We start from the raw sequence: 22,145 nt of genomic DNA, 5'->3' as shown, positions 1-22,145 counted from the left end.
GTGAATGCTCGGAAATCGCCGGGGTCGATATATACTGCGCGCCATTCTTCAAGGGAGAGCCGTGTGGCCATCGATATTCACTGGATTCGCGACAACGATAGCCTCGGTCAGTTTTGCGCCGAGTGGCAGCAATTGCCGTTCGTTGCCCTCGACACCGAATTCATGCGGGTCGACACTTTTTATCCGATCGCCGGGCTGCTGCAGATTGGCGATGGCGTGCGCGCTTTCCTGATTGACCCATTGACGATCGATAACTGGCAACCCTTGGCCGCCTTGCTGGAAGATCCGGCAGTGATCAAGGTTGTACATGCGTGCAGCGAAGATCTGGAAGTGTTGCTGCGATTGACCGGCAGCCTGCCGGCACCGCTGTTCGATACCCAATTGGCCGCCGCCTATCTGAACCTGGGCTTTTCCATGGGCTACTCGCGCCTGGTCCAGGAAGTGCTGGGCATCGATCTGCCCAAGGGCGAGACTCGATCCGACTGGTTGCAACGCCCGCTGTCCGAGACCCAGATCAGCTATGCCGCTGAAGATGCACTGCATCTGGCCGAGGTCTACATCCGCCTGCGCCCGCAACTGTCGGACGACAAATTCGCCTGGGTGCTGGAGGACGGTGCCGAACTGGTGGCCAACCTGCGTCGCGAAGTCGACCCCTACGAGGTCTATCGCGAGGCCAAACTGGCCTGGAAACTCTCCCGCGCCCAGTTGGCCGTTTTGCGAGAGCTCTGTGCCTGGCGTGAACGCGAAGCCCGCGCCCGCGATCTGCCGCGTAACCGGATTGTTCGTGAGCATTCACTGTGGCCATTGGCCCGGACCCAGCCGGACAACCTCACGGCGCTGGCAAAAATCGAAGACATGCACCCGCGTACCGTACGTCAGGACGGCGAGTTCCTGCTTGAGCTTATCAAGCAAGCTGGCAGTGTATCCCCTGATCAATGGCCGCCTGCGGTGTCAGAGCCATTGCCGGTGGAAGCCGCCGCGCTGATCAAGCGTCTGCGGGCAATCGGCCAGGCCGAGGCCGAGCGCCTGAACATTGCACCGGAACTGATGCTACGCAAGAAAACCCTGGAAGCCTTGCTCAAAAGCGGCTTCCCCGAGGGCCCTTACCAATTGCCTGATTCATTGCGTGGCTGGCGCCGCGAATTGATGGGCCAGATGCTGCTCGACAGCCTGGCCACCGCCGGAGAACAGCCTTGAAACGTATTTGCTCGATCTACCGAAGCTTGAAGAGAAACGAGATGTACCTCTATGTGCTGAAAAGCGATGCACTGGAGCGCGTCCCGGAAAGCCTGCTGCTGGCATTCGGCAAGCCGCACCACGCCTTCGACCTGGTGCTGAGCCCGGAGCGCAAGTTGTCCCGCGAGGACATCAATGTGGTGTTGGAGAACCTTGAGAAACAGGGTTATCACCTGCAAATGCCGCCAGCTGAAGACGAGTACATCGAACATTTGCCCGAAGAACTGCTGCGGCGCAATGATCCGATGTGACGAACGGGTCCGGGGGCTCTGTGCGGAGCGCTCTTACACATGAAACTGAATAATCCGGCAGAGGACGTTAATGGCGGGCAAACCCCGTCGACGACCCGCTGCACTGTTTTTGAAAGGTTTGAACCATGCGCGTTCTGATTGCTGAACACGACCACGCTCTTTACGCCCAATTGTTGCGTCAGGCCGCTCCTGACCTGGAAGTGCTCACCAGCGGCGACTCCGCGGAGCTTGCGGGCTTTGCCGCGGATTGCCCGATCTGGTTCGGCCAGCCGGACCTGCTGGCAACGCTGCTGCGTCAGGGCCATGAGCCGCAGTGGTTGCAATCGACCTGGGCGGGGATCACCCCGTTGCTCGCCGAGGAGTTGCCGCGGCATTACCGTCTGACCCGGGCGGTGGGGATTTTCGGTCAGCTCATGGCCGAGTACGTGCTGACCTACATGCTCGGTCATGAGCGCGAAGTGCTGGCGCGGCTGGTCAGCCAGGTCGAGCGCAAGTGGGATAACCGTCTGGGCCAGAGTCTGGCCGGGCGCAAGGTGTTGATCGTCGGCACTGGCGACATTGGCCGCAGCGTGGCGCAGTTCCTGCTGCCATTCGGTGTCGAGTTGTATGGCATTGCCAGCGAAGCGCGTGAGCTGGCGCCGTTTATCGAAGTCGGCGGGCTGGAAGATCTGGGGCGATTGGTAGGGGAGGTCGATTATGTGGTCAACCTGCTGCCCAATACACCGAACACCCATGATCTGTACGACGCGGCGCTGTTCAAGAAATTCAAGCCGACCGGCCTGTTCATCAACGTCGGGCGCGGTGTCGCGGTGGTCGATGCGGACCTGGTCGAAGCCTTGAAGGAAGGGCATCTCGCCGGGGCGGTGATCGACGTCTGCCGCCAGGAGCCATTGCCGCAACGTCACCCGTTCTGGACCGCCTGGGGCTTGCTGCTGACCGGCCACAGCTCGGCGCCGACTTCACCTTCGCTGATGGTGCAGTTGTTTGTCGAGAACCTGCGGGCTTATCAGGCGGGTACGGCGTTACGCGGGGAAGTGAGTTTCGATCGGGGGTATTAGGTCCCTGGGAGATCTGACCAGCCCCAAAAGATCGCAGCCTGCGGCAGCTCCTGTAGGAGCTGCCGCAGGCTGCGATCTTTTGCGATCACCCAAATCTTACAGGCTGAAATCACCCTCAGCCGCTGTCTCGCTCAACGGACGGCGCGGGCTTGGGACTTCACGGGCCTGCAGGTATTCGGCCAGGGTTGCCTTGTCCCCCAGCTTGCCGATCGCCACGGCAGCGTGCAGCGCGTAGCCTTCAGGAATATTCAGCTCCTTGCGGGTCAGCTCCTGATCGAAACCGGCCATGCCGTGGGTGTGCCAGCCGCTGAGGCTGGCTTGCAGCGCCAGATGGCCCCAGGCCGAGCCGGTGTCGAAGGTGTGCCACAGCGCCGGTGTTTCTTCTTCGGCGCCAGGAGCTGTGAAGGTGGTTTTCGAGATCACGATCACCAGCGCCGAGGCATGTTGTGCCCAACTGCGGTTGAATTCATTCAGCAGGCCCAGGTAGCGCTCCCAGTTCGGCGTGTCACGACGAGCGTAGAGGAAGCGCCATGGCTGCGAGTTGTAGGCCGAGGGTGCCCAGCGCGCGGCTTCGAAGAAGCTCAACAAGGTTTCTTGCGGGATGCTTTCACCGGTGAAGGCGCGGGGCGACCAGCGATCGGTGAACTGCGGGTGGATGGCATAGTCGGCGACGCGGAGGTTAGCGCTCATGAAGAGATTCCTTGCTGGTTTGGGTCGAAATAAAACGGCGGGCGCAGTTGATGTGAGCCGTGGCAGTTCACTTGAATGCAACGCGGTTGAACGTTAATGGCTCAGGCAGGTGCTCTTTGCGACTGGCAAAACTACTTCGCCGCACAAGAACTGACAAGTCCTGTTCTACCGGCAGTCGCAAGCGCTTGGCCGCAGAGCCCTTGCGCACTAGACTGGCGGCCTTTTCACTGCCTGATACTGATGCTTGAGCCATGGCCGCCAAAGTCGAACCTTTCTGGATACGCAAAACCCTCGAACAACTCGATCAAGAGGAATGGGAGTCGTTGTGCGACGGCTGTGGCCTGTGCTGCCTGCAAAAGCTCGAGGACGAAGATGACAACAGCGTCTACTACACGCGTATAGCCTGCAAACTGCTGGACCTGAAAACCTGCCAGTGCAGCGATTACACCAACCGTCGCGACTCGGTGCCCGACTGCATCCAGCTCACACCGGGCAAGGCCGACCAGTTCAAATGGCTGCCGCCGACCTGCGGCTACCGTTTGGTCAGCGAGGGCAAGGACTTGCCGCTCTGGCACCATCTGGTCTGCGGTGATCGCGATGCTGTACACCACGAGCGCATCTCCCAATCCGGGCGCATGCTCGCCGAGGGCAGCGTGGCCGAAGAGGATTGGGAGGATCATCTGATCTTTCGGGCTGGTTAAGAGCGGGCGGGCTGGTTTAGCGTTTCAAGGTTGATTCACGAGGGAGTGTGTATGGCTGTGGGGGCAAGGCTACCGTTAGCCTGTTTGTTGCTGGCGCTGAGTTCGCCGCTGTGGGCGGCAAAGAAAGTGAATCTGGATTACCACGTGCGCTTATTGCCGCAGAGCGATCAGGCCGAGGTGCGACTGACCCTGACCGACGGCGCTGCGGTACGCAGTCTGGACCTGGATCTGGGCAATCGCGGCGATTACAGCGATTTCAAGGCGGATGGTCAGTGGCAATCCTCCGCATCCAAACCGCCCGAAGGCCAGCGAGGCATTTGGCGCCCTGCCAGTGGCAAGGCCAGCCTGACCTACCGCGTTCGCATCAGCCATGCCCGCAAGAATGGCACTTTCGAAGCGCGCATGACCCCGAGTTGGGCGTTGCTGCGAGGTGAAGAGCTGGTACCTGCCGCCCGGCTGGACCAGCAGGACGGCATCGAACTGGTGTCGCGGCTGGAATTCGAATTGCCGCCAGGCTGGAAAAGCGTCGAGACCGCCTGGCCGCGTATCGGCAAGAACCGCTTTAGGGTCGACAACGTCTCGCGGCTGTTCGACCGGCCGACCGGCTGGATGCTTGCGGGTACCCTGGGCAGTCGTCGCACTCGCCTGGGAGAAACCGAAGTTACGGTCGCCTCGCCGCAAGGGCAGGGCATGCGCCGCATGGACGTGCTGACGTTGCTGACCTTCGTTTGGCCGCAAGTGCAGGCCGCATTCCCGCGTCACCCCACCAAATTGCTGATTGTCGGCGCTGGCGACCCGATGTGGCGCGGTAGCCTGGCCGGGCGCGATTCGATCTACCTGCACAGCCGCATACCGCTGGTCAGCGAAAACGGCACCAGCCCTCTGGTGCGTGAGTTGGCTCAGGTGTTTGGCCGCATCAACGACAGTCAGCGCAGCGACTGGATCAGTGAGGGGGTTGCCGAGTATTACGCGATCGAGCTGGTGCGCCGGGCTGGCGGCATGAGTGACGAGCGCTATCAGAGTCTGCAGACCCGATTGGCCAAGGACAGCCATAACGTCAGCACGTTGCGCGGCGAGCAAATCAGCGGGCCGATGGTCGCCAGAGCGGTGTTGTTGCTGCAGGAGCTGGACAGCGAGATCCGCCTGAAAACCCGCAACAAACGTTCCCTGGACGATGTGCTGCACGCGGTCATGCGCCTGGAAAGCGTCAGCACCAAAGAGTTCGTGCAGTTGAGCGAAAGCATTCTTGGTGAATCGTCGTCGGTGCTGGATAGCAAGTTGTTGCAGTGACCGCAGAAGATCAAAAGATCGCAGCCTGCGGCAGCTCCTACAGGGTTGCGATCTTTTTCGGCTAACGCACCAACACCATCAAACTCCGGCTTTTGGCGATTCCACCGACTCATTGCCGGTCACTGTCGCCGTGCGGGTCGCCGCTTCGGCATTGGCTTTCATACGGCGCAAATCTTCCCCGGCCCGTTCGATTTTCGAACGTACGTTGTTCATGTCCTGACGGCTTTTCTCCAGCAGGTCTTTCGCCGAGCTGTGGCCAGTGATGCCGCGGGCCAGGGCCACGCCGCCAATCGCTACCTGGATCAGACCGAAAACGCCGCCACGGCGCAGCCCTTTGCCCATCATCAGCACGCCACCGGCCAGCGATCCAATACGTTCCCAGCCTTGAACATTCTGCGACGGCCGGGTCTGGAACGGGGTGGATTCGATGCGCTCTACGAATTTGCGGTCGCTCATGATCTGTCTCCAGAAGGGTGATGGATATAAAGCTGACTGCGCGAACGCGTCGCTTGTTCCGTCGGCTTTCAATATTTACTCACTAGAACTTCGGCCCGGAGCGGGTGTTATTACCCTTGGCCATGCGGTCATAAAGCACCACGTTGACGGTCGCTGCAAGGTTCATGCAACCGGTGGTCGGGATGTAGACCACGTCTTCGCACCAGTCGCGGATGTCTTTATCCAGCGAGCCGTCTTCCGGACCGAAGATATACAGCGCGCGATCCGGATGGGTGTACTCCGGCAGCGAGCGAGCGCCTTCGACCAGTTCGACAGCGACCGGGATGCAGCCCAATGGAAGGATTTTCTTCAGGTCTTCGATGCCGATCAGCGGAATGTCCTGGTGGACTTTCTTGGTGTCGGTGACGAAGTCGCGGGCGCGTTCATAACGCTTGCCGGTGTAGAACACCGACGCCACGCCGTAGCAGCCAGCGGCGCGCATCACCGAACCGACGTTCTCCGGTGATTTGGGGTTATACAAACCAATGCAGCTGTACCGTTTGTTGGCCACGAGCGGGGTGCCTTCGAGAAAAACCGTGATTATACGGGTTTGTCGGGGGGCGGGGGCATCAAGGCGGAGATAGCCGTGTAGGAGCTGCCGCAGGCTGCGATCTTTTGCATTTACTCTTCTTTCTTCATCAACCCCGCCAGCGCGGCGAACGGGTTGTGAGTGGCCTTGGCGATTTTTGGCGAGCTGGTGGAGCCTTCACCGAAGTACTGCTGGTCGGTGTAGCGCGAGTGTTCGTTATCGTGGCAGTACAGGCACAGCAGCTCCCAGTTGGAGCCGTCCTGCGGATTGTTGTCGTGGTTGTGATCGCGGTGGTGCACGGTCAGCTCGCTCAGGCGCTTGCCGGAAAACTCACGGGCGCAACGACCGCAGACGTGCGGGTACATCTTCAGGGCCTTGTCGCGGTAACCCATCTCGCGGTCGCGCTGGGCGTCGGCGAGGATGCGGTCCAATTTGGCGGTGTTGGACGGAGGCGTTGACGAACTCATGGGTTCACCTTTGTAAATGACTGATGACGGTTATGCAGCAAGTTTAGCTCAGGCCTTGAGCTTTTCGGCAATCCAGATGGTGTGCCGTGTGCCTTTGTTGCCGTGGGCGAAGACTTGCACTTCCTCGGCCTTGAAGCCAGCCTTGCGCAGCTTGTCGGAAAACAGCCGGTCAGCACTGGCCGACCACACGGCGAGCACGCCTTTGGGGCGCAGGGCCTTGGCACAGGCACTCAGGCCACCCGAGGAGTAAAGCCAGCTATTGGCCTTCTGCGTCAGGCCTTCGGGGCCGTTGTCGACGTCGAGCATGATCGCGTCGAAACCCTGTGGCTCGGCTTGCAGCACCTTGGCCACGTCTTCCATGCGGATCACGGTGCGCGGGTCGAGCAGCGGCCGTCCGGATTTTTCCCCCAGCGGCCCACGATTCCACTCCACTACACCCGGTACCAGTTCCGCGACCACCACCTCGGCGGTCTTGCCCAGATGCTTGAGGGCCGCGGCCAGGGTGAAACCCATGCCCAGGCCACCGATCAACACCCGCGAGCCGGGACGACCCGCGACCTTGCGGCAGGGGATTTCGGCCAATGCGTCTTCGGAGCCGTGCATGCGGGTGTTCATCAGTTGCCCGCCGTCACCGCCCTGGATCTTGATGACGAAATCCTCGCCGTATTCGAACAGGCACAAGGCACCGCCGTTTTCGGGGATCGGGGTGGTGTCGAGCAGAACGAAACGTTTCATGGAACTCTCATTAGGGAGGGAAAATTGGCATTGAGAAAGGCAAACTTGCGTCGTTGGGAGTAGCCTGAATGCAGACGGTAGCAACGGAGCCATTGATGAAGCGCACCATTCTAACGGTCATTGCGTCGGCCGCGCTCTCGATAAGTGCAGTGCAGGCGCAAGAGCTGCAACCTGTGCCGATTACGCCAGCGCCGATGCCGGGTTCGCCGGGCACCGCGACGCCCACGCCGTATCCGCAGATCACTCCTGCGAGTATTCCCAAGGCCGGCGGCGGCGACGGTTCACCTTTGCTGCCGCCGATGCCAATGCCCAAACCGCCCAAGGACCAAACGTTGCCCGGGTTGGAACCCAACCCGCCGAAAGCCAAGACACCTGGCGGTTAGCCCGGCACCCGGCGTCAGGGCCGGGACGCCGTGCCGAGTGCTTCAGGCAATACCCAGCACCTTGAACACAAAGGCATATTCGAGCGCTACATCACGCAATCCCTGATAACGCCCGCTCATCCCGCCATGGCCAGCGCCAAGCTCGGTCTTGAGCAGCAGCAGATGGTCGTCGGTCTTGGTTGCTCGCAACTTCGCCACCCATTTGGCGGCTTCCCAGTACTGCACGCGGCTGTCGTTGTAGCCGGCGATCACCAACGTCGCCGGGTAGGTCTGGGCCCGGACGTTTTCGTAGGGTGCGTAAGACTTGATCCGCTCATGGACTTCAGGTACTTCAGGGTTGCCCCATTCGTCGTATTCGGTGACGGTCAGCGGCAGATCCGGGTCGAGCATGGTGTTCAGTACGTCGACAAAGGGCACTTCGGCGATCGCTGCCTGGAACAGCTCCGGCCGCTGGTTGAGCACCGCGCCGATCAACAGGCCACCGGCGCTGCCGCCGCTGATCGCCAGTTGCGATGAGGTGGTGAAGCCATTGGCGATCAGGTGCTCGGCACAGGCGATGAAGTCGCTGAAGGTGTTCTGTTTATGTTCCTGCTTGCCGGCGCGATACCACGCTTCGCCCAATTCACCGCCGCCACGCACGTGGGCGATGGCGAAGGCGACGCCGCGATCGAGCAGGCTCAAGCGGGCATGGGAAAACCAGGGATCGAGACTTTCGCCGTAGGCGCCGTAACCGTAAAGGTAGAGCGGTGTCGGTTTACCGAGGGATTCGCGTTTGACCACCAGGCTGATCGGCACCTGGGTGCCGTCGGCAGCGGTGGCCCAGAGGCGCTGGCTGACATAAGCCTCGGGATCGAACGGGCCGAGCACCGGAGTTTCCTTGAGGACTTTCTGCTCGCCAGTCGCCAGATCAAGCTGGCGGATTTGCGCGGGGCGATTCAGCGCTTCGTAGCGCAGACGGATCTTCTCGCTGACAAACTCCAGGCTGTTTTGCACATGCAGGCTGTAGGCTGCGTCGGGCAGTTGCACGCGGTAGGCGGGCAGGCCCTCGGGGCGGACTTCGATGATCGGCAAACCACCTTCGCGCAGGCTCAGGGTCAGCGCCGAAGCGTTCAGGCTCATGCCGTCGAGCATCACGCTGTCGCTGTGCGGGACCAAGTTCTGCCAGTCAGCCTCGGTCGGTACGACGTCGTTGTCGGCGGCCTGGTACAGGGCGAAGTTGATGCCGTCGCGGTTGCTGCGAAACAACCAGGTCCATTGACCGTCGAGCTTGCCGTGGTCGGCGTCATACTCATGCTCTTCGACCCGCGGCGCCAGGCAAGTAAATGGCTGCTGCGGCTGCGAGGCGTCGAGGACCCAGACTTCGCTGGTGGTCTTGCTGCCCAGGGACAGTATCAGCTGGCGTTCGGAGCTTGAGCGGTAGCAGTGCAGGAAGAAGCGTCCGTCCGACTCATGGAACACTTCTTCGGCTGCGGTGCCGTCCAGGCGATAACGGAACAGTTTGTGCGGGCGATGGGTGTCATCCAGCTCGCCGAAGAATAGCGTCAGGCTGTCATTGGCCCAGGTCATGCTGCCGTCGCAGTTTTCGAACGACAGCTCACTGACTCGGCCGTCGGACAGTTCCTTGACGAACAGGGTGTAGGTTTCTTCGCCGTTGGTGTCCAGGCTGTAGGCCAGGCGCTGGTGGTCCGGGCTGATGCTGAACGCGCCAAGGGAGAAGTAGCCGCCGTTGGCCAGCTCGTTCGGGTCGAGCAATAGCTGTTCCTGGCTTTCATCGATTTGTTGGCTGTCATCGGCCGGACGCGGGCAGCGGTAATGCCGGGCGTATTCATCACCGGCCGTGGTGCGGGTGTAATACAGATACGGGCCCCAGGGCGAGGGCACCGACAGGTCGGTTTCGCGAATACGTCCTTTGATTTCTTCGAACAGGGTTTCGCGCAGTTCGGCCTGATCGGCCAGTCGCGCCTCCTGATAGCGGTTTTCCGCCTTGAGGTAGTCGAGCACAGGCTTGCTATCGCGGTCCTGCAGCCAGGCATAAGGGTCGGCACCGTCGGCCTTGTGGGCGATCGGGGCAGCGAGAACGTTGTCGGATAGGGGCATGAATGGCTCTCGGACGTTGTGCAAAAGAAGGGTTCGCGGACGGCGGTGCAGCCTGGCATGCGAAAAGCCGTTATCATAAGCGTCTCTTTGCCTGCCATGCCATGGACACCATGACCGAGAACGACTATCTGATCGCTTGGGGCCTGTACGCCTTCGCCGCTTTAGGCTGCCTGTTGGTGTGGATGCGCATGACCCGCTGGATGTGGCGCTGGTTGCGTGAGCCATTGCGCTTGCTGATGGCCGTGCTGCTGTTCACCCCGACCATTATCGACCCGGTGAAGGAAAAGTTCGCCCCGGCGTTGGCCATTACTGCTCTGGACTTGCTGTTCAAGGTCGGCAACAACGCCTGGCGCGCGGTCTCTGACCTGTTCATGTACGGCATGATCGCGTTCGCTATCTATCTCATATTTGCGTTGATTCGCTGGCAGATCGAGCGTGGCTCCAACGCTCGCAAGGAACAGGCCGCTGCTGCGAAAGCCGCGGTGTCGGCGCAGGACCCCGAGGATGATCAGCCTTTCGGTGGTGCCCCCGGTGATGACCGCTATGGCCGCCCACCCGTTCCGAGCAACCCCCAGCGTTTGCGGGTCGAACCGCGTTTGTAACCCCGTCCTGCATTGAAGCGAGAGTCCGAGCATGTGTGAGTTATTGGGCATGAGCGCCAATGTACCGACTGATATCGTGTTCAGCTTTACCGGGCTGATGCAGCGCGGTGGCCGCACCGGTCCACACCGTGACGGTTGGGGCATCGGGTTCTACGAAGGCCGCGGCTTGCGTCTGTTCCAGGACCCGGCGGCCAGTTGCGACTCCGAAGTGGCGCAACTGGTGCAGCGTTATCCGATTAAAAGCGAAGTGGTGATCGGCCATATCCGTCAGGCCAATGTCGGCAAGGTCTGCCTGTCCAATACCCATCCGTTCGTGCGCGAGTTGTGGGGACGTAACTGGTGTTTCGCGCATAACGGCCAGTTGGCCGATTTCCAGCCCGTCGCCAGTTTCTATCGGCCGATCGGCGATACCGACAGCGAAGCGGCGTTCTGTGATGTGCTCAATCGGTTGCGCCAGGCCTTTCCCGAACCGGTGGACGTCGAGCAATTGCTCCCGGACCTGGTGGCGGCTTGCGCCGAATACCGCAGCAAAGGCGTGTTCAACTGCCTGCTCAGCGATGGCGACTGGTTGTTTTGCTATTGCTCGACCAAGCTTGCGCAGATAACCCGCCGCGCACCTTTCGGCCCGGCGCGCTTGAAGGATGTCGATGTGATCGTCGATTTCCAGGCAGAAACCACGCCCAATGACGTGGTGACGGTGATTGCCACCGAACCCTTGACCGAAAACGAGACCTGGACCCGTTACGTACCGGGTCAATGGAGCTTGTGGCGGCGCGGCGAATGCGTCAGTCAGGGCCAGACCGAATAAGGACGTCCCGTATGTTGCTCAGCTATCTGCGACTGGTGTTGTTTGCCATCGGCCTGTTGGTCGGTGTGCAAGTGCCGGGTTTCATCAGCGACTACGCCAAGCGCGTCGAAGCTCACTTGATCGAAGCGCAGACCGGTTTGCGCGGCTTTCAAGGCACTGCCCAGCAATTCTTCAACGGCGATTTGCAGGCGTTGGTAAACCACTATCGCGCCAGTGAAGACCCGGTATTTCGCAGCGATGCCGACAGCCTGAGCACCTTGCTCGGCCGCCAGCTGGCACTCGACAAGCAGTTCCAGGCCATGCAAGGCCCGTGGTACATCCGCGTACTGCAGGTGGCTCTGGCCGCCGATCCGGACATTCGCAAGGAAACCTGGAACGGCTACAGCTATCAGATTTTACTGACCCCCGAAGCGATGGGCTGGGGACTGGGCGGTGCGATGCTGCTGTCGTTCGGTCTGGAGTGCCTGTTTCGCTTGATCGACTGGGTGGTGCTCGGCGGCAAACGCCTGCGCCAGAGCCGGCCGATTGAAGAGCGGGATTTGAAGGGATTGTAGGAGCTGCCGCAGGCTGCGATCTTTTGACTTTGGCGCCAGTTCAAGCGACGAGTCGCCTATTGGGAAGATCAAAAGATCGCAGCCTGCGGCCCCTCCTACAGGATTTGCATCGGGCACGGTCTATGTAGGAGCTGGCGCAGCCTGCGATCTTTTGATCTACCGCTTCAGCTGCTGGCTGGCTTGCTCAACACGATATACCCCTCACCAACCTTCTGTGCATAAGTGCGCAGGACCTCCTGACACAACACCACTATCTCCTCGACCAGCTCCACCCCGACCCGCCATGACACCACTACCTGCAGATTCGGCGGGCGTTGTTCGATCGCCAACAAGGTCAATTCGCCCCGCGCCAACTCTTCGCTGACCAGCACTGGCGGCAGCGCGGCAATGCCGAAACCGTCGCGCAGCAAACGGGTGATCGCCGACACCGAGTTCACGCAGTTGAGCCGCGGGGCGTTCACGCCGTTGGCCTGCATCAGGCTGACTACGTCCTGATGCGGGTGGGAGTTTTTCGAATAGGTAATGATCCGCTCGCGGCCAAGGTCGGCGACGCTCGAGTACTCGCGGTTGTAGATCGAATTAGTGGCGGCGATCCAGCCCATGGGATGACTCGCCAGTTCCAGGCTGCGGATGGTTTCCTGACGCAGCAGATCGGTTTGCAACGCGATATCGAGAAAGCCTTTTTGCAGCTGATCGCAGAGGTTCAGTGAGGTATCGGCGACCAACTCGATTTCCACCAAGGGGTAGGTGTCCATCATTTCTGCCACCAATGGGCTGAGCCAGGTATGGATCACTGTGTCCATCACGCCAATGCGAATTCGCCCGACCTTGCTCGAACTCGTCTCGATCGACTGCTTGAGCGCCTGCATGGTGTCCATCATCTGTTCGGCGTAGTCGAGTACCTTCAAACCTTCCGGTGTCAGCCGCACTCCGCGCGAATCACGCAGAAAAAGCTTCACCCCCAGCTCGCCTTCGAGCACGGCGATACGGCTGGATATCGAGGCCTGGGTGGTGAAGAGTTTCTCCGCGGTCAGGCGAAAACTCTTGAGCCGGGCTACCCAGACGAAGGTTTCGAGAAACTTGAGATTCATGGGATCAACTTTTTCTTATGTCTTGGGGTGGTTTTTATTAGTTGGACGCAGGAGGGCATGGGTGCCAAAAATCAGTCCTCCTCACGATATGCGTCGTCGGGGCTCAGAACAATACCAATAAAATTAACGTGGAGATTTTGCCATGAGTGCGCCCGACACCGTCGACGTCGCGAAGCCCGCAGCCCACCCCGGTCCCTTCGACTGGTATCGCAACATCAATCAGCAGGAACGCCGGACATTCTGGAGCTGCAAGATCGGTTATGGCCTGGACGGCATGGACACGCAGATGCTCAGCTTTGTCGTGCCTACCCTGATTGCCATGTGGGGCATTACCACGGGTGAGGCCGGGCTGATTCACACCAGCACCTTGATCGCTTCGGCCATTGGCGGTTGGGTCGCCGGGATTCTCTCCGATCGCATCGGTCGCGTGCGCACGCTGCAACTGACCGTTTTGTGGTTCGCATTCTTCACCTTCCTTTGCGGTTTTGCCCAGAACTACGAGCAATTGCTGATCTCCCGCACCTTGATGGGCTTCGGCTTTGGCGGTGAATGGACTGCCGGCGCGGTGCTGATGGGTGAGGTGATCCGCGCCAAGGATCGCGGCAAGGCCGTGGGCATGGTGCAAGCGGGCTGGGCGCTGGGTTGGGGGCTGACGGCGATTCTCTATGCGCTGCTGTTCTCCCTGCTGCCTCCAGAGGACGCCTGGCGTGCGCTGTTCCTGTTGGGCATCGTTCCGGCGATCTTCGTGATTTTCGTCCGTCGTCTGGTCAAGGATCCGGAAATCTACCGTGAAGCCAAGGCCCGGCAGGAGCCGAGCAACCCGGCGAAGTTCTACGAGATCTTTGCCCCGGGCATACTCAGCACCACCTTGCGCGCTTCGTTGCTGACCACCGGTGCCCTGGGCGGTTACTACGCAATCACCTCGTGGCTGCCGACCTTCCTCAAGAACGAACGCGGTTTGAGCGTGCTGGGTACCGGCGGTTATCTGGCAATGGTGATTGTCGGCTCCTACGTCGGTTATGTGATCAGTGCCTACCTGACCGATATCCTGGGCCGCAAAAAGAACTTCATCCTGTTCGCGGTCGGCTCCTTCATCATCGTCGTGCTCTATACCCAACTGCAGGTCAGCAACAACGTGATGCTCTGGCTGGGCTTTCCTCTGGGGTTCTTCGCCTCGGGGATTTTCAGCGGCATGGGCGCCTTCCTGACTGAGCTGTTCCCAACCCGGATCCGTGGTTCGGGCCAAGGCTTCTGCTACAACATCGGCCGGGCACTGGCGGCGCTTTTCCCACTACTGATCGGTCTACTCAGCCAGAAAATCCCATTAGGCATGGGGATCGGGGTGTTCGCGGCCGTTTCTTACGGCGTGGTGATTCTCGCGGCCCTGAGCCTGCCGGAAACCCAGGGCAAACAACTTGATGCGCAGTAGCTTGTAATCTGAGGGACCGCTGACGAACGGTCCCGCACTAAAATATTCAAAGGCCTACAGGAGTGTTCACCGTGAACCGCCTGCTATTGAACTGCGACATCGGCGAAAGCTTTGGCAACTGGACCATGGGTCTGGACGCCGAGGTGATGCCCTTCATTGATTGCGCCAACATTGCCTGTGGTTTCCATGCCGGCGACCCGAGCATCATGCGCAAGACAGTCGGTCTTGCATTGGCCAACGGCGTACAGATCGGTGCCCATCCGGCCTATCCGGACCTGGTGGGGTTCGGTCGGCGTTCCATGACTTGCACCCCGCAGGAGATTCAGGACCTGTTGCACTATCAGATCGGCGCCCTGGATGGCATTTGCCGGGCCCAGGGCAGCCGCGTGAGTTACGTCAAACCCCACGGTGCGATGTACAACGACATGATGGCCAACCCTGAACAGTTGCGTGCGGTGATCCAGGCCGTGGCCGCTTATGACCGACAATTGCCACTGATGCTGATGGCGACCCGCGACAACAGTGCGGCTCAAGCCATGGGCGATGAGCATGGGGTGTCGCTGTGGTTCGAGGCGTTTGCCGATCGGGCCTACGATAATGCCGGGCGCCTGGTGTCGCGGCAGCTGCCGGGGGCAGTGCATCACGACCCCGAAAGGATCATTGAGCAAGCACTGATCATTGCCCGTGGTGACAACCTGATCGCCAGCGACGGCAGCGCCTTGCACCTTCAAGCCAACACATTGTGCGTACATGGCGACAACGCCAGTTCGGTGGCTGCCGTGCGGCGTATCCGCGAGGCCTTGAACCAGCAGACTCAACTATGAAGCCACGGATAGAAGTGGTGGCGATCGATTGCTTGATGGTGCGTCTGTTTGAGGTCATTGCCGAAGACAATATGCCGTGGATGCTCGCCGCCTGTGAGCGGTTGCGCGCCGGGTTCGGCAGGCATCTGATCGATCTGGTGCCGTCTTACACGACCTTGATGGTGCATTACGACCTGACCGCACTGACTCCGTCACAGGCCCGTGAACTGATCGCCGAAGCCTTGACTGACCTGGCGCCGAACCCGCAGGCCCACGGCCAGTGTCACGTATTGCCGGTCTGGTATGACATCAGCGTCGGGCCAGAGTTGAACCTGCTGTCCCAGCGCAGTGGCCTGGCGGTCGACGAAGTGATTCGTCGTCACAGCGAACGCGAGTATCAGGTCTTCGCCTTGGGCTTTGCGCCGGGTTTTGCCTTTATGGGCCTGGTGGAAGAGGCGTTGGCCGCACCGCGCTTGAGTACGCCGCGCAAGCGTGTGGCGGCTGGCAGTGTCGGCATTGCAGAGCGCCAGACCGCTGCTTATCCGGTGGTGTCTCCGGGTGGCTGGAACCTGATCGGCCGCACTCCGAGCAAATTGTTCGACCGCGAACGGGATGGCTACAGCCTGATGCAACCGGGCGATACGGTGCGCTTCGAGGCCATCAATCACGCAGAATTCATCCGCCTGGGCGGTGATGACACGCCGCTGGAGAACCTGGCATGAGCCGTCTATTGATCGAAGCCAGCACACCGTTGTGTCTGCTGCAGGACGCCGGGCGTTTCGGCGTGCGGCATTTGGGAGTGACTCAGGGCGGGGCGCTGGACTGGGTGTCGATGTCCTGGGCCAATTGGCTGTTGGGCAACTCGCTGGACGCGGCAGTGGTCGAAATCACCCTCGGTGGTTTTACCCTTGTGGCGCAAGACGATTGCTGCCTGGCGTTGGCGGGGGCCGATCTTGGCGGGCAACTCGACGGTCAGCCTCTGGCACCGTGGCGCGCTTTCAGCCTGAAGAAGGGTCAGCGCCTGCAGTTCACCCAGCCGCTGCTCGGGGCACGAGCTTATCTCGCTGCGCCGGGAGGATTCGCCGCGACCAGCGTGTTGGGCAGTTGTGCCACGGTGGTGCGTGAAGAATTGGGGGGGCTTGATGGTTTTGGCCGAGCGTTGGCCAAAGGTGCCGAGCTGTGTTACTTGCGGCCGGCCATGAATGTGCGCGAACTGTCTCGCGAACAGATCCCGGATTTCAAACTGAATTTGCCATTGGAGGTGGTGCTGGGAGCGCAGATTGGCGAGTTCAGTGGGCAAAGTCTGTTCGATGCCTTCAACAGCTGCTGGACGGTCGACAGCCGCGCCGATCGCATGGGCATTCGTTTGCAAGGGCCGGAGTTGCAGTACCAGGGCCAGCCCATGATCTCCGAAGGCATCCCGCTGGGAGCGATTCAAGTGCCGCCGGACGGGCAGCCGATCGTGCTGCTCAATGATCGACAGACGATTGGTGGCTATCCGCGGTTGGGAGCGTTGACACCCTTGGCACTGGCGCGGCTGGCGCAGTGTCTGCCGGGACAGCAGGTCCGATTGACGCCGGTGGTGCAGGAGACGGCGCATCAGCAGCAAGTGAGTTACTTGCGCAGATTCGCATAAAGCCCAAAAAGATCGCAGCCTGTGCAGGAGCTGCGCAGGCTGCGATCTTTTTGCCCATCACCCAATCATTTCGACAAGAACCGCATCCCTTCTTCCAGCCCCCGCAAGGTCAGCGGGAACATCTGATCTTCCACCAGCTCACGCACGATGTTGGTCGAGGCGGTGTAGCCCCAGGTGTCTTTCGGGTACGGATTGATCCAGATGAGCTTCTTGTACTTCTCCCTGAAACGCTGCATCCACACATAACCGGCTTCTTCGTTCCAGTGCTCGACGCTGCCGCCAGGCTGGGTGATTTCGTAGGGCGCCATGGCGGCGTCACCGATGAAGATCACTTTGTAGTCGGCGCCGTATTTGTGCAGCAAGTCCTGGGTCGAGGTCCGCTCCGAGCTGCGACGCATGTTGTTCTTCCACACCGATTCATAAACGAAGTTATGGAAGTAGAAATACTCCAGATGTTTGAACTCGGTCTTGCAGGCTGAAAACAACTCCTCGCAGATCTTCACGTGGGCGTCCATCGAGCCGCCGATATCGAACAACAGCAACAGTTTGATGGTGTTGCGCCGCTCCGGGCGCATTTGAATATTCAGCAGCCCGGCGTCACGCGCGGTGTGGTCGATGGTGCCGTCGATATCCAGCTCTTCCGCCGCGCCCTGGCGAGCGAATTTGCGCAGACGACGCAGGGCGATCTTGATGTTGCGCGTGCCGAGCTCGACCGAATCGTCGAGGTTCTTGTACTCGCGCTGGTCCCAGACCTTGACCGCCTTGCCCTGACGTTTGCCGGCATCGCCGATGCGAATGCCTTCCGGGTTGAAGCCGCCGGAACCGAACGGGCTGGTGCCGCCGGTGCCGATCCATTTGTTGCCGCCGGCGTGGCGTTCCTTTTGCTCCTCGAGGCGCTTCTTGAACTCCTCGATCAGCTTGTCCAGGCCGCCGAGGGACTGGATCTGTGCGCGCTCTTCATCGCTCAGGCTGCGTTCGAACTCCTTGCGCAGCCAGTCTTCGGGGATCAACGCCTGAAGGTGATCGTCGAGTTTTTCCAGGCCATTGAAATAGGCGCCGAACGCCCGGTCGAACTTGTCGAAATGCCGTTCGTCCTTCACCAGGATCGCCCGGGCGAGATAATAGAACTCGTCCATGTCGGCGAAGATCACCCGCTGTTTCAGCGCATTGATCAGATCGAGCAGCTCGCGTACCGAGACCGGGACCTTGGCTGCGCGCATTTCATTGAACAGGTTGAGCAGCATGGCTGTCGCCCTTGAGATCGTAAAAAAGGAGTATCAGCGAGTGCCGCGACGGCTCATGAACGCCAGACGCTCAAGCAATTGCACGTCCTGTTCGTTCTTCACCAGCGCGCCGGCCAGGGGCGGGATGGCTTTGGTCGGATCGCGTTCGCGCAGCACGGCTTCGCCGATGTTGTCGGCCATCAGCAGTTTCAGCCAGTCCACCAGTTCGGAGGTCGAAGGTTTTTTCTTCAAGCCCGGGACCTTGCGCACATCGAAGAACACGTCCAGCGCTTCGCTGACCAGATCCTTCTTGATGTCCGGGTAGTGCACGTCGACGATCTTTTGCATAGTGACGCGGTCGGGGAAGGCGATGTAGTGGAAGAAGCAGCGGCGCAGGAAGGCGTCTGGCAGTTCTTTCTCGTTGTTGGAGGTAATGATGATGATCGGGCGCTTCTTGGCCTTGATCGTCTCGTCGATCTCGTAAACGTAGAACTCCATCTTATCGAGTTCTTGCAGCAGGTCGTTGGGGAACTCAATGTCGGCCTTGTCAATTTCGTCGATCAGCAGAATCACCCGTTCTTCGGACTCGAAGGCTTCCCAGAGCTTGCCCTTTTTCAGGTAGTTGCGAACGTCATGGACCTTGTCCACGCCCAGTTGCGAGTCGCGCAGACGGCTGACCGCATCGTACTCGTAAAGGCCCTGGTGAGCCTTGGTGGTGGACTTGATGTGCCAGGTGATCAGCCGCGCGCCGAAGGACTCGGCCAACTGCTCGGCCAGCATGGTCTTGCCGGTACCCGGCTCGCCCTTGACCAGCAGTGGCCGCTCCAGCGTGATGGCGGCATTGACCGCAAGCTTCAGGTCATCGGTAGCGACGTATGCGCTGGTGCCTTCGAACTTCATCTGCAATTCCTCGAACGGTAACGCCGACCTGAGCAAAGCAGGGCGGGCGAATAAATCTCATGGCTGACTATAACGCGGCGCCCGGTCGACTGTGAACGCAGACGGGCCATTCAGTCTCTGAATGGGGCGTCACATCTTGACTCAGTCAGGGCTTGTTGCCAGTATTAAGATATCGCCATTTTGGCGATAGCTTGCCCGGCATGTCTACAAAGTATCGATTTCGCGACAAATATCGCATCCAGCTGCGGGAAAGGGACCATTTGCCTCTTCACGTGCATCTGACGGGTGGCGGCGTGGATGTGATGATCAGTCTGGAAACCGTCGAAGTGATGCTGGGCCATGCTCCCGCGCAAATCGTGACGGAGGCGCTGGAATGGGTAAGGGCACATCGCGAGCAAATTTTGCAGGAGTGGAACCATGGCATCCATGAAACGGCCACGCCTGGCAGCCGTGCGGGCATTGCCCGATAGCAGACTGGCTTTGACCTTTATCGACGGTCAGCAACTGACCCTGGATTTAAGTGGCGATCTGCGCAGATTCCCGGGGCTGCTCCTGCTCCAGGACGAGCAAGCATTTGCCAGCGCGGCCTTGGGCGATGACGGCTGGACTGTCGAGTGGCCGGAACTGGACATCCAGATCGGCGCCGACACGCTGTACCTGGACGCCCTTGCGCAAAACGCCGTCGATGAAAACACCCGGATCTTCATCGGCTGGCGTGCGCGCACCGGATTGCCGTTGAGCCTGGCCGCAGAGGCCCTGGGCGTCAGTACGCGCAGTATCAGCCGTTACAGCAATGGCCGCGAACCCGTCCCCCGGTCCCTGGCGCTGGCTTGCCTGGGTTGGGACTCGCTGCAGAAACAGCTGGCGCCTACTCTGCAGGCAGCGGAAGAAACCGGCCGTTATCAGGTGACCGGCAACGATTAGTCAGCCGACGGTTTTGACTGCTCGTAGCGGGCGTTGAACGCCTCGACGAAGCCGTTACGCAGTATCTGCAAAAACGCCTGGAATGCGCTGATATCTCGCTGGTGAACACTACCGCTGAGCTCGACGCGGGTGGCGAACTGATTTTTTCTCTGGTTCTTGAGCACTGTTTCAGTGGTACCGACCAGGGCTTCCCATACGGAACGGAAGAGGCCTTTTTTCTCGTTTTCGACGTCTTGCTGCCAATTGAACACATCGACGTCTCTCAAGAGCGGTTTGATATAACCCTTGAGTTGTCCTTTATTGGCCTGCGCCTCGATCACGACGTCGCCGTGACCGGCATTGAAATCGAACTTGCCATAAGCCGAGGCGAAATCATTCATGCGTTTGAGTTCGATATGCCTGGCGCGCAGACGGAACTCGAATTCTTCGAAATTGCTCAGCGGGTCGAAGGTGGCCATAGTTTCCAGCGGCGCATGTCCAAGCAGCAGGGCTTTACCTTCGAAGCGGGCGTCGCGTTTGCCTTTGACGTCGACCACGTTGGTCAGGTTGTAGATGCTGGCGTTGACCTGGGTGGCCTCCATGTTGACCGGCGGTTTCGAGTTGAAGTTGCGGAAGGTCATTCGCCCGTCGTTGATCCGTACTTCGTTAAGTGTGATGGGCAGCAGCTTGCTCAATTGCGCTCGCCAGTCGGTACCCTGACCGGTCTGAGACGCCTGTTTGTTGGCTCCGCCGTCAACGAAGTTCAACTCGGGTCTGACGAACAGCACTTCGGCCACCACTGCATGGTCGTACCAGAGTGAATGCCAACTGACCGAAAGGTCGATCAGCGGCGCATTGACGAAAGGCACCGGCACCTTGCCATCGATCTTGACGATCTTCAGGCCATTGATTCGATAGGCGCCGCGCCACAGTGCCAGGTCGACGTCGACGATCTGACCGCGGTAGTCACCCATGTTCGCCAGTTTGTCGTTCAGGTAGTCGCGAACCAGGTAGGGCAGGGTGATGTGCAACGCTACCAGCAGTACGACGATGCCGGCCAGGGTCCAGAGGGGCCAACTGTAGCGACGTTTCATGGTGTTCAGTCTCCAGCCATATAAAGCCTGTGACTGCTGCAACAAGTAGTCGTTCGTCTCGACTGGACGCCCCATGGGCCCGAAGCATACCCTTGAACGCTTCTTCAACGCTGCATAAGGACCCAGCCATGAGCCGTATCTACGCTGATAACGCCCATTCCATTGGCAATACGCCATTGGTACAGATCAACCGCATCGCCCCTCGTGGGGTGACTATTCTGGCCAAGATCGAAGGGCGTAATCCCGGATATTCGGTCAAGTGCAGGATCGGCGCGAACATGATCTGGGACGCCGAAAGCAGCGGCAAGCTCAAGCCTGGCATGACCATCGTCGAGCCGACCTCGGGCAATACCGGCATCGGCCTGGCGTTCGTCGCGGCCGCCCGTGGCTACAGGCTGGTGCTGACCATGCCGGCGTCCATGAGCATCGAGCGGCGCAAAGTCCTCAAGGCCCTGGGGGCCGAGCTGGTGCTGACGGAGCCGGCCAAAGGCATGAAAGGCGCGATCGAAAAGGCCGCCGAGATTCTCGCCAGTGATCCTGCCCGGTACTTCATGCCGCAGCAGTTCGATAACCCGGCCAACCCGGCCATCCATGAAAAAACCACCGGCCCGGAAATCTGGAATGACACCGACGGCGCGGTGGACGTGCTGGTTGCGGGCGTGGGCACTGGTGGGACCATTACCGGGGTGTCGCGCTATATCAAGCTCACTCAGGGCAAACCGATTCTGTCGGTGGCGGTGGAGCCTGTCGTGTCTCCGGTGATCACTCAGAAACTGGCCGGGGAAGAGATCAAGCCAAGCCCGCACAAGATCCAGGGCATCGGCGCCGGGTTTGTACCGAACAACCTCGATCTGGCGATGGTCGACCGGGTCGAGCTGGTCAGCGATGAAGAGTCCAAGGCCATGGCCCTGCGCTTGATGCAGGAAGAGGGAATCTTGAGCGGCATTTCCTGTGGCGCCGCCATGGCGGTCGCGGTACGTCTGGCCGAAACGCCGGAAATGCAAGGCAAGACCATCGTGGTGATTCTGCCGGACTCCGGTGAGCGTTACCTGTCGAGCATGTTGTTCAGTGACCTGTTCAGCGAGCAGGAAAATCAGCAATAACGAAGGCATTCCCCCGTAGGAGCTGCCGCAGGCTGCGATCTTTTGATCTTTTGATCTTCGGCTGCCT

At 60.1% G+C, this 22,145-nt stretch carries 26 protein-coding genes; 16 read left to right on the top strand and 10 right to left on the bottom strand.

The window, feature by feature from the left end:
• Nucleotides 1-63 precede the first annotated feature (63 nt).
• The 3 genes from rnd (at nt 64) to AC3IUA_RS23645 (ending at nt 2,545) form a co-directional block, all read left to right on the top strand.
• Nucleotides 64-1,197: a ribonuclease D gene (gene rnd / locus AC3IUA_RS23655; protein ID WP_489357291.1), complete on the top strand. Its 1,134-nt coding sequence runs from the start codon at nt 64-66 to the stop codon at nt 1,195-1,197.
• Entirely contained in the window at nt 1,194-1,487 is a 294-nt protein-coding gene (locus AC3IUA_RS23650) for a YcgL domain-containing protein (protein WP_489357290.1), read from the top strand. Before rnd ends, AC3IUA_RS23650 begins: the two co-directional genes overlap by 4 nt.
• A 125-nt stretch (nt 1,488-1,612) precedes the next feature.
• Nucleotides 1,613-2,545, top strand: a complete 933-nt coding sequence (locus AC3IUA_RS23645) for a D-2-hydroxyacid dehydrogenase (protein ID WP_489357289.1) — start codon at nt 1,613-1,615, stop codon at nt 2,543-2,545.
• Between the two features lie 96 nt (nt 2,546-2,641).
• Here AC3IUA_RS23645 and AC3IUA_RS23640 read toward each other — a convergent pair whose 3' ends face one another.
• Complete coding sequence (locus AC3IUA_RS23640) at nt 2,642-3,235, bottom strand: nitroreductase family protein (protein ID WP_489357288.1); 594 nt, start codon at nt 3,233-3,235, stop codon at nt 2,642-2,644.
• A gap of 251 nt (nt 3,236-3,486) precedes the next feature.
• On the opposite strand from AC3IUA_RS23640, the gene AC3IUA_RS23635 reads away from it, so the two are divergent.
• Both AC3IUA_RS23635 and AC3IUA_RS23630 read left to right on the top strand, forming a co-directional pair.
• Nucleotides 3,487-3,936: a YcgN family cysteine cluster protein gene (locus AC3IUA_RS23635; protein ID WP_150807378.1), complete on the top strand. Its 450-nt coding sequence runs from the start codon at nt 3,487-3,489 to the stop codon at nt 3,934-3,936.
• Between the two features lie 51 nt (nt 3,937-3,987).
• The gene (locus AC3IUA_RS23630; RefSeq protein WP_489357287.1) at nt 3,988-5,226 is read left to right on the top strand and encodes a hypothetical protein; all 1,239 of its coding nucleotides are present in this window, start codon (nt 3,988-3,990) and stop codon (nt 5,224-5,226) included.
• Between the two features lie 78 nt (nt 5,227-5,304).
• On the opposite strand, the gene AC3IUA_RS23625 is transcribed toward AC3IUA_RS23630, so the two are convergent.
• From AC3IUA_RS23625 to AC3IUA_RS23610, 4 genes are all read right to left on the bottom strand, one after another.
• Entirely contained in the window at nt 5,305-5,682 is a 378-nt protein-coding gene (locus tag AC3IUA_RS23625) for a YgaP family membrane protein (protein WP_489357286.1), read from the bottom strand.
• A gap of 82 nt (nt 5,683-5,764) precedes the next feature.
• Nucleotides 5,765-6,232, bottom strand: coding sequence for an RNA methyltransferase (locus tag AC3IUA_RS23620; RefSeq protein ID WP_150642116.1), 468 nt, complete (start codon nt 6,230-6,232; stop codon nt 5,765-5,767).
• Between the two features lie 110 nt (nt 6,233-6,342).
• The gene (locus AC3IUA_RS23615) at nt 6,343-6,717 is read right to left on the bottom strand and encodes a YajD family HNH nuclease (protein ID WP_489357285.1); all 375 of its coding nucleotides are present in this window, start codon (nt 6,715-6,717) and stop codon (nt 6,343-6,345) included.
• 48 nt (nt 6,718-6,765) lie between these two features.
• The gene (locus AC3IUA_RS23610) at nt 6,766-7,452 is read right to left on the bottom strand and encodes a spermidine synthase (protein WP_489357284.1); all 687 of its coding nucleotides are present in this window, start codon (nt 7,450-7,452) and stop codon (nt 6,766-6,768) included.
• A 95-nt stretch (nt 7,453-7,547) separates the two neighbouring features.
• Here AC3IUA_RS23610 and AC3IUA_RS23605 point away from each other — a divergent pair, with 95 nt between their 5' ends.
• The gene (locus AC3IUA_RS23605; RefSeq protein WP_489357283.1) at nt 7,548-7,835 is read left to right on the top strand and encodes a hypothetical protein; all 288 of its coding nucleotides are present in this window, start codon (nt 7,548-7,550) and stop codon (nt 7,833-7,835) included.
• Between the two features lie 42 nt (nt 7,836-7,877).
• On the opposite strand, the gene AC3IUA_RS23600 is transcribed toward AC3IUA_RS23605, so the two are convergent.
• Entirely contained in the window at nt 7,878-9,932 is a 2,055-nt protein-coding gene (locus AC3IUA_RS23600) for a S9 family peptidase (RefSeq protein ID WP_489357282.1), read from the bottom strand.
• Nucleotides 9,933-10,033: 101 nt separating this feature from the next.
• On the opposite strand from AC3IUA_RS23600, the gene AC3IUA_RS23595 reads away from it, so the two are divergent.
• The 3 genes from AC3IUA_RS23595 to AC3IUA_RS23585 are packed head-to-tail and all read left to right on the top strand — an operon-like array spanning nt 10,034 to nt 11,896.
• Nucleotides 10,034-10,534: an MFS transporter gene (locus AC3IUA_RS23595; RefSeq protein WP_489362448.1), complete on the top strand. Its 501-nt coding sequence runs from the start codon at nt 10,034-10,036 to the stop codon at nt 10,532-10,534.
• Nucleotides 10,535-10,565: 31 nt separating this feature from the next.
• A complete protein-coding gene (locus AC3IUA_RS23590) occupies nt 10,566-11,342 on the top strand; it encodes a class II glutamine amidotransferase (RefSeq protein ID WP_489357281.1) in 777 nt (258 codons plus the stop codon).
• Nucleotides 11,343-11,353: 11 nt separating this feature from the next.
• On the top strand, nt 11,354-11,896 hold the full coding sequence (locus tag AC3IUA_RS23585; protein ID WP_489357280.1) for a DUF2937 family protein: 543 nt from the start codon (nt 11,354-11,356) through the stop codon (nt 11,894-11,896).
• A 164-nt stretch (nt 11,897-12,060) separates the two neighbouring features.
• Here AC3IUA_RS23585 and AC3IUA_RS23580 read toward each other — a convergent pair whose 3' ends face one another.
• On the bottom strand, nt 12,061-12,987 hold the full coding sequence (locus tag AC3IUA_RS23580) for a LysR family transcriptional regulator (RefSeq protein WP_489357279.1): 927 nt from the start codon (nt 12,985-12,987) through the stop codon (nt 12,061-12,063).
• Nucleotides 12,988-13,129: 142 nt separating this feature from the next.
• Here AC3IUA_RS23580 and AC3IUA_RS23575 point away from each other — a divergent pair, with 142 nt between their 5' ends.
• The 4 genes from AC3IUA_RS23575 to AC3IUA_RS23560 all read left to right on the top strand — a co-directional run bounded on the left by AC3IUA_RS23575 (nt 13,130) and on the right by AC3IUA_RS23560 (nt 16,855).
• Entirely contained in the window at nt 13,130-14,416 is a 1,287-nt protein-coding gene (locus AC3IUA_RS23575; protein ID WP_489357278.1) for an MFS transporter, read from the top strand.
• A gap of 71 nt (nt 14,417-14,487) precedes the next feature.
• Nucleotides 14,488-15,240 carry a 5-oxoprolinase subunit PxpA gene (locus tag AC3IUA_RS23570; protein WP_489357277.1) on the top strand — a complete coding sequence of 251 codons (753 nt, stop codon included), beginning with the start codon at nt 14,488-14,490 and terminating at the stop codon, nt 15,238-15,240.
• Nucleotides 15,237-15,941, top strand: coding sequence for a 5-oxoprolinase subunit B family protein (locus tag AC3IUA_RS23565; protein ID WP_489357276.1), 705 nt, complete (start codon nt 15,237-15,239; stop codon nt 15,939-15,941). Before AC3IUA_RS23570 ends, AC3IUA_RS23565 begins: the two co-directional genes overlap by 4 nt.
• The gene (locus tag AC3IUA_RS23560) at nt 15,938-16,855 is read left to right on the top strand and encodes a 5-oxoprolinase subunit C family protein (RefSeq protein WP_489357275.1); all 918 of its coding nucleotides are present in this window, start codon (nt 15,938-15,940) and stop codon (nt 16,853-16,855) included. The genes AC3IUA_RS23565 and AC3IUA_RS23560 overlap by 4 nt, the downstream gene beginning before the upstream one ends.
• 65 nt (nt 16,856-16,920) lie before the next feature.
• Here AC3IUA_RS23560 and AC3IUA_RS23555 read toward each other — a convergent pair whose 3' ends face one another.
• The gene (locus AC3IUA_RS23555; RefSeq protein ID WP_489357274.1) at nt 16,921-18,099 is read right to left on the bottom strand and encodes a vWA domain-containing protein; all 1,179 of its coding nucleotides are present in this window, start codon (nt 18,097-18,099) and stop codon (nt 16,921-16,923) included.
• 33 nt (nt 18,100-18,132) lie between these two features.
• Nucleotides 18,133-18,978 (bottom strand): AAA family ATPase, encoded by an 846-nt coding sequence (locus AC3IUA_RS23550; protein ID WP_489357273.1) that lies wholly within the window; start codon nt 18,976-18,978, stop codon nt 18,133-18,135.
• A gap of 200 nt (nt 18,979-19,178) precedes the next feature.
• Between AC3IUA_RS23550 and AC3IUA_RS23545 the strand changes: the two genes are divergently transcribed.
• Together AC3IUA_RS23545 and AC3IUA_RS23540 are read left to right on the top strand one after the other, a co-directional pair.
• Nucleotides 19,179-19,448: a DUF4160 domain-containing protein gene (locus tag AC3IUA_RS23545; protein ID WP_489357272.1), complete on the top strand. Its 270-nt coding sequence runs from the start codon at nt 19,179-19,181 to the stop codon at nt 19,446-19,448.
• Entirely contained in the window at nt 19,396-19,902 is a 507-nt protein-coding gene (locus AC3IUA_RS23540; RefSeq protein ID WP_489357271.1) for a DUF2442 domain-containing protein, read from the top strand. The genes AC3IUA_RS23545 and AC3IUA_RS23540 overlap by 53 nt, the downstream gene beginning before the upstream one ends.
• Here the strand turns inward: AC3IUA_RS23540 and AC3IUA_RS23535 are convergent.
• Nucleotides 19,899-20,975, bottom strand: coding sequence for an AsmA family protein (locus AC3IUA_RS23535; RefSeq protein WP_489357270.1), 1,077 nt, complete (start codon nt 20,973-20,975; stop codon nt 19,899-19,901). The genes AC3IUA_RS23540 and AC3IUA_RS23535 overlap by 4 nt on opposite strands.
• A 128-nt stretch (nt 20,976-21,103) precedes the next feature.
• Here AC3IUA_RS23535 and cysK point away from each other — a divergent pair, with 128 nt between their 5' ends.
• A complete protein-coding gene (cysK, locus tag AC3IUA_RS23530; RefSeq protein ID WP_489357269.1) occupies nt 21,104-22,078 on the top strand; it encodes a cysteine synthase A in 975 nt (324 codons plus the stop codon).
• Nucleotides 22,079-22,145 lie beyond the last annotated feature (67 nt).

The sequence above is a fragment of the Pseudomonas sp. KH_050 genome, from assembly GCF_057838875.1.
The sequence above is the reverse complement of the archived record's forward strand: the minus strand, read 5'-3'. Positions and strand labels throughout refer to the sequence as shown.

What these genes read in the sequence shown, in the direction of transcription:
- AC3IUA_RS23545 (WP_489357272.1), top strand. Translation starts at nt 19,179, where the DNA reads ATGTCTACAAAGTATCGATTTCGCGACAAATATCGCATCCAGCTGCGG.
- AC3IUA_RS23580 (WP_489357279.1), bottom strand. Translation starts at nt 12,987, where the DNA reads ATGAATCTCAAGTTTCTCGAAACCTTCGTCTGGGTAGCCCGGCTCAAG.
- AC3IUA_RS23645 (WP_489357289.1), top strand. Translation starts at nt 1,613, where the DNA reads ATGCGCGTTCTGATTGCTGAACACGACCACGCTCTTTACGCCCAATTG.
- AC3IUA_RS23535 (WP_489357270.1), bottom strand. Translation starts at nt 20,975, where the DNA reads ATGAAACGTCGCTACAGTTGGCCCCTCTGGACCCTGGCCGGCATCGTC.
- AC3IUA_RS23575 (WP_489357278.1), top strand. Translation starts at nt 13,130, where the DNA reads ATGAGTGCGCCCGACACCGTCGACGTCGCGAAGCCCGCAGCCCACCCC.
- AC3IUA_RS23555 (WP_489357274.1), bottom strand. Translation starts at nt 18,099, where the DNA reads ATGCTGCTCAACCTGTTCAATGAAATGCGCGCAGCCAAGGTCCCGGTC.
- AC3IUA_RS23615 (WP_489357285.1), bottom strand. Translation starts at nt 6,717, where the DNA reads ATGAGTTCGTCAACGCCTCCGTCCAACACCGCCAAATTGGACCGCATC.
- AC3IUA_RS23560 (WP_489357275.1), top strand. Translation starts at nt 15,938, where the DNA reads ATGAGCCGTCTATTGATCGAAGCCAGCACACCGTTGTGTCTGCTGCAG.
- AC3IUA_RS23595 (WP_489362448.1), top strand. Translation starts at nt 10,034, where the DNA reads ATGGACACCATGACCGAGAACGACTATCTGATCGCTTGGGGCCTGTAC.
- AC3IUA_RS23600 (WP_489357282.1), bottom strand. Translation starts at nt 9,932, where the DNA reads ATGCCCCTATCCGACAACGTTCTCGCTGCCCCGATCGCCCACAAGGCC.
- AC3IUA_RS23605 (WP_489357283.1), top strand. Translation starts at nt 7,548, where the DNA reads ATGAAGCGCACCATTCTAACGGTCATTGCGTCGGCCGCGCTCTCGATA.
- AC3IUA_RS23585 (WP_489357280.1), top strand. Translation starts at nt 11,354, where the DNA reads ATGTTGCTCAGCTATCTGCGACTGGTGTTGTTTGCCATCGGCCTGTTG.
- AC3IUA_RS23540 (WP_489357271.1), top strand. Translation starts at nt 19,396, where the DNA reads ATGGCATCCATGAAACGGCCACGCCTGGCAGCCGTGCGGGCATTGCCC.
- AC3IUA_RS23640 (WP_489357288.1), bottom strand. Translation starts at nt 3,235, where the DNA reads ATGAGCGCTAACCTCCGCGTCGCCGACTATGCCATCCACCCGCAGTTC.
- AC3IUA_RS23625 (WP_489357286.1), bottom strand. Translation starts at nt 5,682, where the DNA reads ATGAGCGACCGCAAATTCGTAGAGCGCATCGAATCCACCCCGTTCCAG.
- AC3IUA_RS23550 (WP_489357273.1), bottom strand. Translation starts at nt 18,978, where the DNA reads ATGAAGTTCGAAGGCACCAGCGCATACGTCGCTACCGATGACCTGAAG.
- AC3IUA_RS23635 (WP_150807378.1), top strand. Translation starts at nt 3,487, where the DNA reads ATGGCCGCCAAAGTCGAACCTTTCTGGATACGCAAAACCCTCGAACAA.
- AC3IUA_RS23610 (WP_489357284.1), bottom strand. Translation starts at nt 7,452, where the DNA reads ATGAAACGTTTCGTTCTGCTCGACACCACCCCGATCCCCGAAAACGGC.
- cysK (WP_489357269.1), top strand. Translation starts at nt 21,104, where the DNA reads ATGAGCCGTATCTACGCTGATAACGCCCATTCCATTGGCAATACGCCA.
- AC3IUA_RS23590 (WP_489357281.1), top strand. Translation starts at nt 10,566, where the DNA reads ATGTGTGAGTTATTGGGCATGAGCGCCAATGTACCGACTGATATCGTG.
- AC3IUA_RS23630 (WP_489357287.1), top strand. Translation starts at nt 3,988, where the DNA reads ATGGCTGTGGGGGCAAGGCTACCGTTAGCCTGTTTGTTGCTGGCGCTG.
- AC3IUA_RS23565 (WP_489357276.1), top strand. Translation starts at nt 15,237, where the DNA reads ATGAAGCCACGGATAGAAGTGGTGGCGATCGATTGCTTGATGGTGCGT.